Genomic DNA, 14,819 nt, shown 5'->3' with positions numbered 1-14,819 from the left:
ATTGGTTTGATTATTAGTTGAGGTTTAGCTAATATAGTTCCAAATATTGCGATACTTATGCATTTGTCTGTATGTATTTAAAATCACTTTATGCTCAGGTAAGCCAAGGCTTGGGTCTAGTTTCAAAACATTTTTGGCATAATAACGTGCTTGTTGTAGAATATCCTTATCCTTTACAATATCAGCAATCCTCAAATTTAGAACACCACTTTGTTGTGTTCCCATAATATCTCCTGGTCCTCGCAGTTTTAGATCTACTTCTGCAATTTCAAAGCCATCACTACTACGAACCATAGTTTCTAGTCTTGTTTTACTGTCTTGGCTCAGTTTATGACTTGTCATTAAAATACAATAGCTTTGCTCTGCACCGCGACCAACACGTCCTCTTAATTGATGTAACTGTGATAAGCCAAAACGTTCTGCGCTTTCAATAATCATTACTGAAGCATTAGGTACATTAACACCAACTTCAATAACTGTCGTAGCAACCATTATGTTAGTTTCGCCTTTTACAAAACGTTGCATTTCATAATCTTTGTCGGCTGGTTTCATCTTGCCATGAACAATTGAAATCTGATACTCTGGCATTGGAAATTCTCTAGAGATACTTTCGCAGCCATCCATTAAATCCTTATAATCCATTTTTTCGCTTTCTTGAATTAATGGATAGACAATATAAATTTGTCTACCTAAGGCAACTTCATCTTTCATAAACTTGAAAACTTTCAGTCGATTATTGTCATAGCGATGTACTGTTTTTATCGGTTTTCGACCTGCTGGTAATTCATCAATTACTGAAATATCCAAGTCACCATAAACAGACATTGCCAATGTTCTTGGAATTGGAGTTGCAGTCATGACGAGCACATGTGGAGGCGAGGTGTTCTTATGCCATAATTTACTTCTTTGTGCAACTCCAAATCGGTGTTGTTCGTCTATAATTGCGAGTCCTAAATTTTTGAATTTCACCTTATCTTCGAGTAGTGCATGTGTACCAATTAGTATCTGTAAATTGCCATTTTCCAGGTTTTCATGAATTTCTTTTCGTTCTGAAGTTTTACTTGAGCCAGTTAATAATGAAATACTGATATTTAATGGTTTACATAATTCAAGTAATCCGTTATAATGCTGAACTGACAAAATAGCAGTTGGCGCCATTAAGCAACATTGAAAACCATTATCAAGTCCTATGAGCATTGACATAAATGCAACTATTGTTTTTCCAGAGCCTACATCTCCTTGCAAAAGTCGATTCATCTGTGCATTGCTCCCTAAGTCTTGTCTAATTTCTTTTAAAACACGTTTTTGAGCGTTGGTTAATTTAAATGGTAAATGCTCATTGTAAAAGGTGTTGAAATAATTTCCGACCTTGTCAAAAGTGAAGCCTTTTATTTTTGATTTATGGATGAGATTTTTAAGAATTAACTGTAATTGTATATAGAATAATTCTTCAAATTTTAAGCGAAATTGAGCTTGTGCTAAAAGCTCTGGTGTCTTCGGAAAATGAATGTTAAAAAGAGCATCTGATTTAGAAATTAATTTCAATTCTCCTTTTAATGTGTCAGAAAGTGTTTCTAAAAATTTCCCTTTGGTTTCTAAAAATAATTGCTGCATTATCTTGGTTACAACACGATTGGTGATGCCTTTGTTAGATAATTTTTCAGTCGAAGGGTAAATAGCTTGCATTGCAGAGCGTAAATTTTTTTCATGCTCTGATTGTAATTCGAGTTCTGGATGAGGCATGTTATATTTTCCGCTAAACCAATTGGTCTTTCCAAAAATCACATAAGGTTGACCAATTTTTAAGTTTTCTCTAATCCATTTCTGGCCGCGAAACCAAACCAACTCCATCAATCCTGTGTCATCTTTAAAATCTGCAACTAAGCGTTTGCCTCGTTTTTGAGCAACTTCTCTAAAGCCAGTGATAACTCCGATAACCTGAACTTCGGCATTATTACGCTGTAGTTCTCTGATTTTATAATACTTAGTACGATCGATATAGCGATTAGGAAATAGATTGATGAGGTCTTGATACGTTTTAATGCCTAATTCTGAGCGCAGTAAATCTGCTCGGTTGGGACCAACACCTTTGAGATAGTCAATGGGAGTTTGTAAATTAACGCTCATAATTGCGAATTTAATTAATTCCTTTGGAAAAAGGAATCTCATTTTGTCATTCCTGCGAAAGCAGGAATCCACAAAAAATTGTACTTTGGTCTTATTCTTGTTCAGTTTTCATTTATGAAGAAAATTCTATTTGTTTTATGTCTTTTTCTAACGAGTCTTTCTTTTGCTCAGCAGACGGATTATGTGGATTTTTTAAAGCTAGAGGCAACTATAAGTTTTCATCCCGATTCTTCAATGGTTTATGGTGATGGTAATTATAGTTTTAAAATATTGAAGCAAATAGATTCAGTCTACATCGATGCTATTGGGTTCAAATTCAGCGAATCACTTCCGGATTGGATTAACAGTAGTTTGAAGTATTCTTATGATGGAAAAAAATTATGGATAAAAGGTGATTTCGAGGTTGGTAAAAAATACAATTTTTATTTTCAGTATAAAGTAAAACCTAAAAAGGCGCTTTATTTTCTTAAGAGAAATGAAAATTGGCAAATATGGACTCAAGGTCAAGGTAAATACACAAGTCATTGGTTACCTAGTTTCGATGATGTTAATGAAAAGATTGAGTTCGATCTAAATATTGTTTTTGAAGAACGCTACCAAGTTTTATCAAATGGAAAATTTATTTCCTCTGGTTTAGTTCATCACACTTATGAGAGAATTCATAAATTCGACATGCAAAAACCAATATCTAGTTATCTAGTCGCTGTAGCCATTGGCAAATACAACAAAAAAACAGAAACCTCTAAAAGCGGGATTCCATTAGAATATTACTATTATCCAGAAGATTCTCTAAAAGTAGAGCCAACATATCGCTATAGTAGGCGGATGTTCGATTTTTTAGAAGAAGAAATTGGCTTTGCATATCCTTGGCAAAATTACAAGCAGGTTCCTGTGAACGATTTTTTATATGCTGGCATGGAAAATACGAGTTTAACAATTTTCTCAGATGCTTTTGTAGTAGATTCCATTGGTTTTAACGATAAGAATTATGTCAATGTGAATGCGCATGAGCTAGCGCATCAATGGTTTGGTAATCTTGTGACAGCAAAATCTGGTGAGCATCATTGGTTGCAAGAAGGTTTTGCAACCTACTACGCATTATTAGCTGAGCGCGATATTTTTGGTGAGGATTATTTTTATTTCAAGCTTTTTGAGTCTGCTTTAGATTTGGGTAGACAAGATATTGCAGGTAGTGGAACATCACTTTTAAACCCTAAATCGAGTAGCTTAACGTTTTATCAACGTGGAGCTTGGGTTTTACATGCTTTACGAAGCGCTGTCGGAGACAAGATTTTTAAGCAAGCTGTAAAAAATTATCTTGAAAAGCATCAATTTGGTAGTGTAGAAACTTCAGATTTTATCAAAGAAGTCGAGCGTTTACATGGAAAATCTTTATCTGGATTTGTTAATTTTTGGATTAAGCAAAAGAGTTTTCCTGCAGATAATGCTTTTGATTTGCTAAAAAAACAATCGACTTATGTAAATGAGTACTTGATGGTAGATTGCCAAGCAAAATCATCAAAATGCTCAGAATATCTTAAATATTATGTTTCGGATGATGCAAAAGTTAAAGTTATATCTCAAGTTCCGGAATTGGTTACTGCTGATACATTTAAAAACAGCATAAAAGTGCGACAGGCAATTTCAAAGTATGTAAAAAAGATTCCTGAGCATCTAAAAGAAGATTATGAGTCGCTTTTAGATGATAAATCATATATCACTATCGAAAATGCCTTGTATAACCTTTGGACTGCTTTTCCAGAAGACCGTTCCAAATATCTATTTAAAACAAGAGAGATTGTTGGGTTCAGTGATAAAAATGTTAGATTGTTGTGGATTGTTTTAAATTTAAATACACCTTTTTACGAAGCTGATAATAAGCAAGCGTTATATAATGAATTGGTGGGTTATACGAATCCTGAAAACAATGCAGATCTTCGTATTAATGCATTTAATTATCTTAATTTAATAAATGCCTGCAATGCTGATTGCAAATCTAATTTAGAAGCTGCAAAATCACATCATAACTGGAGATTGGTTAAGTTTGCAAAAGAGTTTTTAGAACAATTAGAGCAAAAACAAAATTAATGCGAGCATTAGTAATATCTGGCGGTGGAAGTAAAGGTGCGTTTGCAGGTGGAGTTGCGCAGTATCTTATGGAGCGTGAAAAGCGTGAGTATGATATGTTTTTAGGTACTTCTACTGGTAGTCTTTTGGTGCCGCATTTGGCTGTTAATGATATTTCAAAACTCTATGATATATTCACTAATGTTCAGCAACAAGATATTTTTAGTATAAGTCCTTTTGTGCAACGTCAGAAAGGGGATAGAGAATTTGTATCTATTGACTTTGTAAATTCCTTGTGGCAGTTCATAAAAAGAAAACGAACTTTTGGTGAAAGCAAGGCGCTAAGGCGCAAGATTCGTAAGGATTTTACTTTTGAGGAATATCAAAAAATAAAAAAGGAAAAGAATGATGTCGTAGTTACTGTTTCCAATCTTTCTATGAATAGGGTAGAGTATAAGTCTATACAGGATTGCTCTTACGAAGAATTTTGTAATTGGATATGGATTTCTTGTAATTATATTCCTTTTATGTCTTTAGCTAAAGTTAATGGTTATGAATATGCTGATGGAGGTTTAGGTTGTGTTATTCCTATTAGAGAAGCTATATTAAGAGGTGCTACCGAGATTGATGCTGTAGTTTTAGAAGCTGAAAATTTAGGTAAACAAAGGGTGTTGGGCAAAAATCCTTTTTCTTTAATGATGAATTTGTTTGGTCACTTAATGGACCGTGTAGAGCGTAACGATATCTTGATTGGTAAGTTGGCAGCAAAAAATAAAAACGTAAAACTCAATCTCTATTATACTCCAACTACATTAACAGAGAATTCCTTAATCTTTAGTAAGCGTCTTATGGAAAAATGGTGGCAACAAGGTTACGATCATGCAGAGCAAAAACACTCTAAGTAATTACCACATTTCTCCAACCTCTTTCTTTATATAAGATAATGCTGCACCACTAGGAGGTTGCTTATCCATTAAGTCTGTCAATATAACTTCCCTTAGCTTGTTTGCAGAATCTGTTTTTTCAGTCATATTGGCTTTTCTAATTAGCTGAATTGTTGCATTTTTAGCAGCTAAAAGAATGTTCCAGCATTCATCACTTACATAGATTTGTTGTGATAAATTATGCTCAAATTCTTGTTCAATTGATGCTATAAGTAAATTTTCATAATCCTCTTTATTTGAGGAATTTGGATTAATTCGTGTAAGTAATTTAGATGGTGAAATTCGTTCTAAGAAAAGGGCCATACGTTCATAGGCTTGTAGGCGTAAAGGAAAGGCTTCTTTCTGCATATTTTTCTGTAGTAAAAAACGTCTTCTTCGTTCTTCATTGTCTGTATGTTGCTTAAAGAAATAGAAGGCAATTGCTCCGACAATGAGTGCTGGTAATAAGCTTAAAATAACTTCTAATATTTTGTCAAAATCCATTTATAGGTCTTTTTTTTTGGTTTATTTTATTTGTCCGCCAAGATACTCACAATCTTTTAGATCTTGCAAGTTTTTAAATTTAACAGGCGATTTTTCATACTTGAATGTTAGACTAAAGTCTTTTGCAAGATTATGGTCATCGACATTCATTTCAACATCATCCATAGAAAACTGACAAGGATGTTCATAACCAGCAGCATGAGTTATTTCAATCAATTCTTTTCTAAAGGTTTTGAAGTATTGTGCTAATCGTTCTGATTTTAAAGGCACATTAATTCCGTTCTGTAACCATTTACTTTGTGTTGCAACACCAGCAGGACAGCGATTTGTATGACAAATTTGTGCTTGTATACATCCAATGCTCATCATTGCTTCACGCGCCACATTGATACAATCTACTCCCATAGCAAAAGCCATTGCTGCTTTAGCAGGAAAGCCTAATTTTCCACTACCAACAAATACAATACGTTCAGTTAATCCGCGCTTTTGAAATAATTTATAAATGTCACTAAATCCATAAATCCAAGGCAGTGACACATGATCTGCAAAACTTGGTGGCGCAGCACCAGTACCACCTTCACCACCATCAACAGCAATAAAGTCTGGACCACGATTTTCCGTTTTCATAATATCAGCTAATTCTTCCCATTGGTCTAATTTTCCGATCGCAGCTTTAATTCCAACAGGTAAACCCGTGGCTTCAGCTATGGCCTCAATAAAATCAACCAATTCCGGAACATTAGAAAAAGCTTTATGATTTGGAGGTGATAATACTGTTTTACCAACTTCAACACCTCTAATTTCTGCAATTTCTTTAGTGATTTTTTTTCCAGGTAAAACACCACCTTTTCCTGGTTTAGCACCTTGAGATAACTTAACTTCTATAGCTCTGATAAAGGAATTATCATTAACTAGTTTCACCATTTTTTCCATTGAGAATCCACCATCTTTGGCACGTACACCAAAATAGCCTGTTCCAAAATGAAAGACGACGTCACCACCATTACTGTGGTAAGGCGACAAGCCACCTTCACCAGTATTATGATAGGCTCCAGCTATTTTAACGCCCTTATTTAAAGATTCTATAGCTTTTGCTGACAAAGAACCAAAGCTCATTGCAGATACGTTAATAATAGAAGCAGGTCGATATGGTCGTTTTCGTTTGTTATACGCTCCCATAACTTTTGCACATGGTACAAAAGACTTATCTAGAGCATTTGGGTGATTGTCTTCAACCTTATAAGGCATCATGGCGTTGTTAATAAAAATGTGCTGATGTGCATAGATATCTCTATCGGTTCCAAAACCTTCATAGTTATTTTCCTTTTTTGCTGAGGCATAAATCCATCCACGTTCTATACGGTTAAAAGGTAATTCCTCTCTATTGTTAGCGACGAAATATTGACGCATTTCTGGGCCAATACTCTCTAACCAATAGCGTAAGTGGCCAACTATTGGGAAATTATGACTTATGGTGTGCCCTTTTTGAAAGAAGATATCTCTAATAGCTAAACATGCCAACGCAATAATAATCCATAGCCACCATGATATTGAGCCTAAGAATTCTAAAATGGAATCCATATAAATTAGTTATTTAAATAATCTAAAGTTAATTGTGTGAATGCTTTTACACCAAGCAGCATGCCGCTATCATCAATTTTAAAATCTGGTGTATGATGAGGAAAAGATTCCTCTGTGCCAGGTGTCATACCTCCTAAAAAGAAATATACACCAGGAACTTTTTCTTGAAAATAAGAGAAATCTTCACCACCAGTTGTAGCTTTCATTATCTGTACATTCTCTTCACCAGCTACGTTTTGAAGCGATGGTAGTACTTGGGCTGTTAAATCTGGATCATTAAATGTAATAGAGGTATTATTCTGAAATGCGATGGTTGCTTCTCCTCCATAAGCTTTAGCTATAGTTTCTACCATTTCTTTCATACGCTTTTCTATATGTGCTCTCATTTCCGGATCCAAAGTTCTTACAGTGCCAATCATTTCAGCAGATTCTGGAATAATGTTAAAACGTGTACCAGCTGTTATTTTACCAACAGTAATCACAGCTGCTTCGTTAGTCAATTTTGATTCTCGACTAATTATAGTTTGTAAACCGTCTATAATTTTGGCAGAAATTAAAATAGGATCAACACCAGACCATGGTTGAGAACCATGCGTTTGCTTTCCTTTTACGTTAATTACAAAACGCTCAACAGAAGCCATAATACCGCCTGTTTTATATTTTATAGTACCTACTGATGTTTGAGAATTAATGTGCAGTCCAAAAATAGCATCTACCTGAGGATTTTCTAAAACCCCTTCTTTAATCATAAGTTTTGCACCACCTTCCTCTCCAGGAGGTGGGCCTTCTTCTGCTGGTTGAAAAATAAACTTTATAGTGCCATTGATTTTATCTTTATGTTTAGATAACACCTCTGCTGTGGCCATTAAAATAGAAATATGTGTATCGTGACCGCAAGCATGCATTACTCCAGTTTCTGTATTTAAGAATGTTGTCTTAACTTCAGATTTAAATGGTAAATCATTTCTTTCAGTCACAGGAAGTGCATCTATATCTGCTCTCAGGGCAACGACTTTACCAGAATGATCACCTTTTAAAATGCCAACAACTCCAGTTTTTGCTATACCAGTTTCCACTTCTAATCCAAGAGATTTTAAATGCTTTGCAATCTTTTCTGCTGTTTTAAATTCTCTATTTGATAACTCAGGATTTTGATGAAAATGATGTCGCCATTCTATTAATTTGTCTTCGATATCTATGATATCTTGTTCAATTGAATTTTGAGCGAATGACAAAGTTGACAAAAATAAAAGGAGGAAAGATAAGTTTTTCATGAAATAAAAATTTGCACTAAGATATTGAAATTTAATCAACTTAAGTTTTTGATAGTTTGTTTATAATTAATGTCATTTCTATATGGAAAAACCTAAGACAATTCTTAATTTCACAGTTCGAAAAAAATTGCATTTGGAAAAGTATCTCAGTCAACTAAACGACGCACAATTAGCTCCAACTTTACAGAAAGACGGCCCAATGATTATCATTGCTGGTGCTGGTTCTGGTAAAACGCGTGTGCTAACGTATCGTATTGCCTATTTAATGAGCCAAGGTGTTGATGCTTTTAATATTCTGGCATTGACGTTTACCAACAAGGCTGCCAAAGAAATGAAAGGGAGAATCTCTGATATTGTTGGAGATAGTGAAGCAAAGAATTTATGGATGGGAACTTTTCACTCCGTTTTTGCAAAGATTTTACGTTTTGAAGGACATCATTTAGGATTCCCTAGCAACTTTACGATTTATGATACTCAAGATTCCCAGAAACTGCTTGGTTCTATTATCAAGGAAATGGGACTAGATAAAGATATCTATAAAACAAAACAGGTTTATAGTCGAATTTCATCCTATAAAAACAGCTTAATTACGGTTAAAGCTTATTTTAAAAATCCAGAATTGATGGAAGCCGATGCTATGGCAAGACGACCACGATTGGGCGAGATATATGCAGAATATGTTGAGCGATGTTTCAAAGCAGGCGCCATGGATTTTGATGATCTATTACTACGAACTAATGAGCTTTTAACGCGCTTTCCAAATGTGTTGGCTCAGTATCAAAATAGGTTTAGATATATTTTGGTAGATGAGTATCAGGATACAAACCATTCTCAATATTTAATTGTTAGGGCTTTAGCAGATCGTTTTCAAAATATATGTGTGGTTGGTGATGATGCGCAAAGTATCTATGCGTTTCGTGGGGCGAATATTAATAACATTCTAAATTTTCAGAAGGATTATGATGGTGTTAAAACCTATCGTTTAGAACAGAATTACCGTTCTACAAAAAATATTGTTGGTGCAGCAAACTCTGTCATTGAACATAACAAAACCAAACTCGATAAAATTGTCTGGACAGCAAATGATATAGGCGAAAAAGTAAAGGTGCATCGTTCATTGACTGACGGTGACGAAGGCCGTTATGTAGCGAGTACCATTTGGGAAACCAAAATGAATCAGCAATTGCATAATAGTGATTTTGCGGTTTTATATAGAACAAATGCCCAATCTCGTGCTATAGAGGATGCTTTGCGTAAACGTGATATTCCATATCGTATTTATGGAGGTTTATCATTTTATCAGCGAAAAGAAATTAAGGATGTCACTGCATATTTGCGTTTAATTTTAAACTCTGCAGATGAAGAAGCATTAAAACGCGTTATTAATTATCCTGCTAGAGGAATAGGGCAAACTACTGTAGATAGATTAGTGGTTGCAGCCAATGCGACTGGAAAAACCATTTATGATGTTATTAAAGATATTGATTCTATCGAAATCAATATTAATAATGGTACACAGAATAAACTCAGGGATTTTGTAACGCTTATAGAGAGTTATAAAGTAATGAATCAAAACGCAAATGCTTTTGATTTAGCAGAACATGTTACTAAAACAAGTGGGTTAATTAGAGAGCTTAATAAAGATGGCACTCCAGAAGGAGTGGTACGTATGGATAACGTACAGGAATTGTTGAATGGTATCAAAGATTTTGTCGAAGGACAAATTGAGTTGGCTGATGCAGGAGATTCTTTAGCAGAATTCTTAGAAGATGTCGCTTTAGCTACAGATTTAGATGCGGATAAAGGTGATCCAGATCATGTGGCATTAATGACTATTCACTTAGCAAAAGGATTGGAGTTTGGACATGTATTTATAGTTGGTATGGAGGAAGATTTGTTTCCTAGTGCTATGAGTATGAATACGCGAAGTGAGCTTGAGGAAGAGCGTCGATTATTTTATGTAGCTTTGACAAGAGCTGAGAAACAAGCCTATTTAACTTATACCTTATCGCGTTATCGCTGGGGAAAATTAATTGATGCAGAACCAAGCCGATTTATTGAAGAAATTGATGATGAGTTTGTAGATATTATGACTCCATTAAAAGAACAACGTTTTAATCCCATGCTCGATGCATCAATATTTGGGGATGTTGAACCTAATAAAGTGCGATTTGCGAAACCAAAAATAGCAAAAATGCCAAAAAAGAAAGCAAAAGAAAAGCCCGAAAATTTTAGAATTAGTACTCCTAAAAAAATGAAACCATTAACTAAATCTGATGATAACTCAAATTTATTTGATAGCAAGTTAACGGTTGGTAATATTGTAAATCATCAACGATTTGGTAGAGGTGAAGTCATAAAAATTGAAGGCAAGGGTGGTGATGCTAAGGCAGAAATTAAATTTCAAAAAGGGGATACTAAAAAGTTGTTATTGCGTTTTGCTAAGCTTCAAATACTAAGATAATTACTTCACCATACAAACCGAATTGATATTCCCTTTGTCATCATATTCTTTAACTGTATTGGTAGGATCTGTAATCCAATGACCATCAACTATAAATTTGTAGTGGTATTTTCCACCAGATAATCTTTGGGAATAAACCCAACAACCGTCTTCCTTAGTCATAGTGGCGTCAGTCTCTGTCCAATTATTGAACTCTGCACTTAATATAACGGTTTCGGCATCTTCAAAATCGCAGAGTTGAAACTTTACGTTTTTCTGAACATCGATTACGGAGTTGTAACCATCATATTCGTTTTCTGCTTTCGAAGGATTTTGCGGGTCTTCTATCCAATTACCATCAACAATGAATTTGTATTGATAGATGTCTGGTCGTAATTGAAGCGTAACTCTCCAGCCATCTTCAGTAGGTTTCATAACAAAACCTGTTTCATCCCATCTATTAAATGTACCGCTAAGAATTACTTTTTTTGCGTCCTTATGACCTTTTAACTTAAAACTTACATTTCCATATTCAGTTGCAAACGCACTATAAAATTTGAGATTGTAGACCATTAACGGAAAACCATAATCGTCTTTGGCATCTGTACTATTCTCAAAGTCACTGGTTGGTTCTGCCCAATGTTCACTATTTACAATAAACTTAAATTCCCATCCAAAATCTGAGGTAAATAAAGACAAGTCCTTTTTTAGTTTATAAATAGAGTCGTTAATCTTAGCCATTGGCCACTGATCTTTCGCCCAATCATTAAATTCGCCAGATACAAACACGTCATCAATAGTATCTCCATTATTTTTAATGTTAGGATAGTCATTAACATTAAAAATGAAAATTACCTCTTCACCTTTAATCGTATAACCTTTAGAAGTGTTGCTTTGCGCATAAAGATTAATACTAAGAAATGATGATAGAAATAATAAAAAAATATGATGGTGTCTTATTTTCAAGGTTCCATAATGGGATACTTTATAAAGTAAAGTTTCCGCTTTTTGTAATTAATTATTGTTCTTTTTTGAACGAAAAACTCAAAGCCTAAAATTCCGTCGAGATTAGTGCTAAAGACACTATTCATTTGTTTTAAATCAGTAAGCACTGTTTTCATTGGACCAAAGTAAATTGAATCGTTCAACTTAACTCTATACAATTTCCCTGCCATAACTTTCGTTTTCTTACCACTAGCACCTGTGAGTTTCAATTCTTGTCTAGGATAAAAATACTTTAAAATTTCTGAATCTACTCTTTCATTGAGCTGATTATATTCTGCAGCAGTGTCTAATCCGAATTTCACTTTTTTGCTTCCCACGGTTGCGTCAATAATTATGGTGTGCTTTTTTAACTTAAAATCTACACTATCATGTATGGTTTCTGCATATACTTTATCAGATAATCGTTCGCCATTTCTATCTGTTTTTGTAAGAGTCATTTGATTTAAGTGTAAATCAATGAACACTTCAAAATCTTTTAAGATACTATAACCAATAATACCTAAAAGTTCCATTTTCTTAGTTTTTTCGAAATGGGAAAGGTCTATAATATCAGCATCAAGTTCCTCTATGGTGAGGTTGTGAATACTTAATTCTTCAAGATACTTTTCCTTAACATTTTCTATGCTTTGATGGATACCATTTTTCTCTTTACTTTCATCCGAATAACCACGTGGAGCTTTGAAATGAATACTATTAAGTATTAGTGTTTCAGAACCAGTATCGATAATAAAATTTCCGGATTTGTCTAAAAGTTCCACTTCAACTACTATAAGTTGATCGATAACTTTAAATGGAATACGTGTTGTAGAGGCGTTTACTATTTCAGCCTTTGTAAAGATAATTGGTGGTTTTACTTCTGGCGGTTTTATTTCAGCAGCATATAGCTTCACTGAAATTAGTAGTAAAATGAAAGTTTTGATTGATTGATGCATACTATAAAGACTACAAAATGATATAGATTGTTACAGTATTTTTGTTTTTTAACAGTATTAGAGATTGAATACCATTACATGTGTGTTTCAATGAAAGTTTTTAATTTAAGGGATGTATCTAATAAATTTAAACCAATCCAGCCATGACCTTCGTTTGGGTATAGCGTAAATTCATGAGTCACATTAAGTTCTTGGAGTTTATCGCGCATATCAGTTCCTTGAGTTGTTGGGATTAAAGGATCTTGGCCACCATAGAATAAAATTGTAGGTGGAGCAGATGCAGTGACTTGATGGTAAGGGCTAATTTCTTCTAAAAAAGGTATAGAGGCATCAATACCGATAGTATTTATTAGTTCCTGTAAAACAGGATTGTTTGTATTCTCTAAATACGCGGGATCTGTGAAATTTGTAGGTCCGACGACACTACAAACCATGTCAGTTTGGTTGTCATTATCAAAAGCATAACTCCATAATAGTGATAAGTGAGCACCAGCACTAACACCAACAAAACCAATATCTTCAGAGATTACATAGGTGTTTTGATTATTTCTTAGGTAGCTTACAACACTAGTTATATCATTTATTTGCATTGGGTAAGGTTGGTTGTTGTCATCTGCTAATCTATAATTTATATTTGCTACAGCATAATCTGGCATTTGAGTTATAATATAGTCTTTAAAAGTATTCATATCTGTTTTATCACCAGATGTCCATCCACCTCCATGAACAAGAATTACTGTTTTGGTTTCTGAAGTTCTGCCAAACGGTAAGTATAAATCAAAAACTTGATCACTATCAGTTCCATAAGAAATATTTAATTCCTCGAATGATTCTAGTGGATCTGGACCAGCGACGTCAGAATCTTCAGAGTCGCAAGAGATAAATAAACTTATTGTAAAAAGCAGGGTGAAAATTAGTTTTAAATCTTTCATGTGTTTATGTCAATTGTTACATGTTGAAAAATAATAGTTACTTTGTGCACTACCAAATAAAGTCGAAAATGATGGGTTAAATTTGCCTCTATTTCCTTAGTAATTTATTATTAATTAGAACCATAACTGTTGCTATGTTTATATTTTCTATTTTTATCTAAAGAAAATATAATTCAAATTTCAGTTCAATAATTTTTAACTTCATTTGGTATAACGTATTTGTAAGATACATATTATGGCTGAGTTTATTAAAATATATCCTGAGAATCCTAATCCAAAGGCAATTCAAAAAATTGTTGATGTGTTAAAAAGAGGTGGGCTAATCATTTATCCAACAGACACTGTTTATGGATTAGGTTGTGATATTACTAATATTAAAGCCTTAGAAAAGATTGCTAGAATAAAAGGCGTTAAACTAGAGAAGTCTAATTTTTCTTTTGTTTGCGAAGATTTGAGTAATCTTAGTGATTACGTGAAACAGATAGATACTACAACTTTTAAAATATTAAAACGTGCACTTCCTGGTGCTTACACGTTTATTCTGCCAGGTTCTAAAAACCTTCCAAATCCTTTTAAAAAGCGTAAAACAATTGGTATAAGAGTGCCAGATAATTCGATTGCATTGGCTTTGGTTGCAGCACTAGGAAATCCTATTGTGTCTACATCTATTAGAGATGAGGATGAAGTAGTAGAATACACTACTGATCCAGAGCTCATTATCGAAAAATGGGACAACCTAGTTGATATTGTTATCGACGGAGGTTATGGAGGAAATGAAGCTTCAACAATAATTGATTTATCAATTAGTCCACCAGAGATTATTAGAGAAGGAAAAGGTAGCTTAGAAATTTTTTAATGATTTAAGCTTTTTATTTTTTAATCTAAAATTTGAGCAGATAAAATTATTATGATATAATTTTATTTTTTCTTGACTTTTCTTACATTTATAGTCCTTATCCCTTTAAGAATTAATAACTAGCGATTTTTATAGTCGCTTTTTGTGTTGATTGTAATTTCAGAATTTTTATAAA

The 14,819-nt window shown here is 33.8% G+C and carries 11 protein-coding genes; 4 read left to right on the top strand and 7 right to left on the bottom strand.

What is annotated here, in order from left to right; translation table 11 throughout:
- Positions 1-24 precede the first annotated feature (24 nt).
- Complete coding sequence (recG, locus tag SJY34_RS03795) at positions 25-2,127, bottom strand: ATP-dependent DNA helicase RecG (protein ID WP_400079057.1); 2,103 nt, start codon at positions 2,125-2,127, stop codon at positions 25-27.
- Positions 2,128-2,241: 114 nt separating this feature from the next.
- Between recG and SJY34_RS03790 the strand changes: the two genes are divergently transcribed.
- A complete protein-coding gene (locus SJY34_RS03790; RefSeq protein ID WP_400079056.1) occupies positions 2,242-4,215 on the top strand; it encodes a M1 family metallopeptidase in 1,974 nt (657 codons plus the stop codon).
- Complete coding sequence (locus SJY34_RS03785; RefSeq protein ID WP_400079054.1) at positions 4,215-5,099, top strand: patatin family protein; 885 nt, start codon at positions 4,215-4,217, stop codon at positions 5,097-5,099. Before SJY34_RS03790 ends, SJY34_RS03785 begins: the two co-directional genes overlap by 1 nt.
- Here SJY34_RS03785 and SJY34_RS03780 read toward each other — a convergent pair whose 3' ends face one another.
- Genes SJY34_RS03780 through SJY34_RS03770 form a run of 3 tightly spaced genes read right to left on the bottom strand, consistent with a single transcriptional unit; the run spans position 5,100 to position 8,476 of the window.
- Positions 5,100-5,621 (bottom strand): hypothetical protein, encoded by a 522-nt coding sequence (locus SJY34_RS03780; protein ID WP_400079052.1) that lies wholly within the window; start codon positions 5,619-5,621, stop codon positions 5,100-5,102. It abuts the gene before it with no gap.
- A gap of 21 nt (positions 5,622-5,642) precedes the next feature.
- On the bottom strand, positions 5,643-7,202 hold the full coding sequence (locus SJY34_RS03775) for an FMN-binding glutamate synthase family protein (protein ID WP_400079050.1): 1,560 nt from the start codon (positions 7,200-7,202) through the stop codon (positions 5,643-5,645).
- A 5-nt stretch (positions 7,203-7,207) separates the two neighbouring features.
- On the bottom strand, positions 7,208-8,476 hold the full coding sequence (locus tag SJY34_RS03770; RefSeq protein WP_400079049.1) for an amidohydrolase: 1,269 nt from the start codon (positions 8,474-8,476) through the stop codon (positions 7,208-7,210).
- Between the two features lie 133 nt (positions 8,477-8,609).
- Here SJY34_RS03770 and SJY34_RS03765 point away from each other — a divergent pair, with 133 nt between their 5' ends.
- On the top strand, positions 8,610-10,940 hold the full coding sequence (locus SJY34_RS03765) for an ATP-dependent helicase (protein WP_400079047.1): 2,331 nt from the start codon (positions 8,610-8,612) through the stop codon (positions 10,938-10,940).
- Here the strand turns inward: SJY34_RS03765 and SJY34_RS03760 are convergent, their stop codons facing one another.
- From SJY34_RS03760 to SJY34_RS03750, 3 genes are all read right to left on the bottom strand, one after another.
- On the bottom strand, positions 10,941-11,885 hold the full coding sequence (locus tag SJY34_RS03760; protein WP_400079045.1) for a hypothetical protein: 945 nt from the start codon (positions 11,883-11,885) through the stop codon (positions 10,941-10,943).
- Positions 11,882-12,856, bottom strand: coding sequence for a hypothetical protein (locus SJY34_RS03755; protein ID WP_400079043.1), 975 nt, complete (start codon positions 12,854-12,856; stop codon positions 11,882-11,884). Before SJY34_RS03755 ends, SJY34_RS03760 begins: the two co-directional genes overlap by 4 nt.
- Positions 12,857-12,930: 74 nt before the next feature.
- Complete coding sequence (locus tag SJY34_RS03750; RefSeq protein WP_400079041.1) at positions 12,931-13,788, bottom strand: alpha/beta hydrolase fold domain-containing protein; 858 nt, start codon at positions 13,786-13,788, stop codon at positions 12,931-12,933.
- Positions 13,789-14,023: 235 nt separating this feature from the next.
- On the opposite strand from SJY34_RS03750, the gene SJY34_RS03745 reads away from it, so the two are divergent.
- Positions 14,024-14,644 carry an L-threonylcarbamoyladenylate synthase gene (locus tag SJY34_RS03745; protein WP_400079040.1) on the top strand — a complete coding sequence of 207 codons (621 nt, stop codon included), beginning with the start codon at positions 14,024-14,026 and terminating at the stop codon, positions 14,642-14,644.
- The last annotated feature ends 175 nt before the right edge of the window (positions 14,645-14,819 follow it).

Source organism: Winogradskyella sp. R77965 (genome assembly GCF_044594915.1).
Classification (GTDB): domain Bacteria; phylum Bacteroidota; class Bacteroidia; order Flavobacteriales; family Flavobacteriaceae; genus Winogradskyella.
This window is presented reverse-complemented; position numbering and strand designations above follow the sequence as displayed.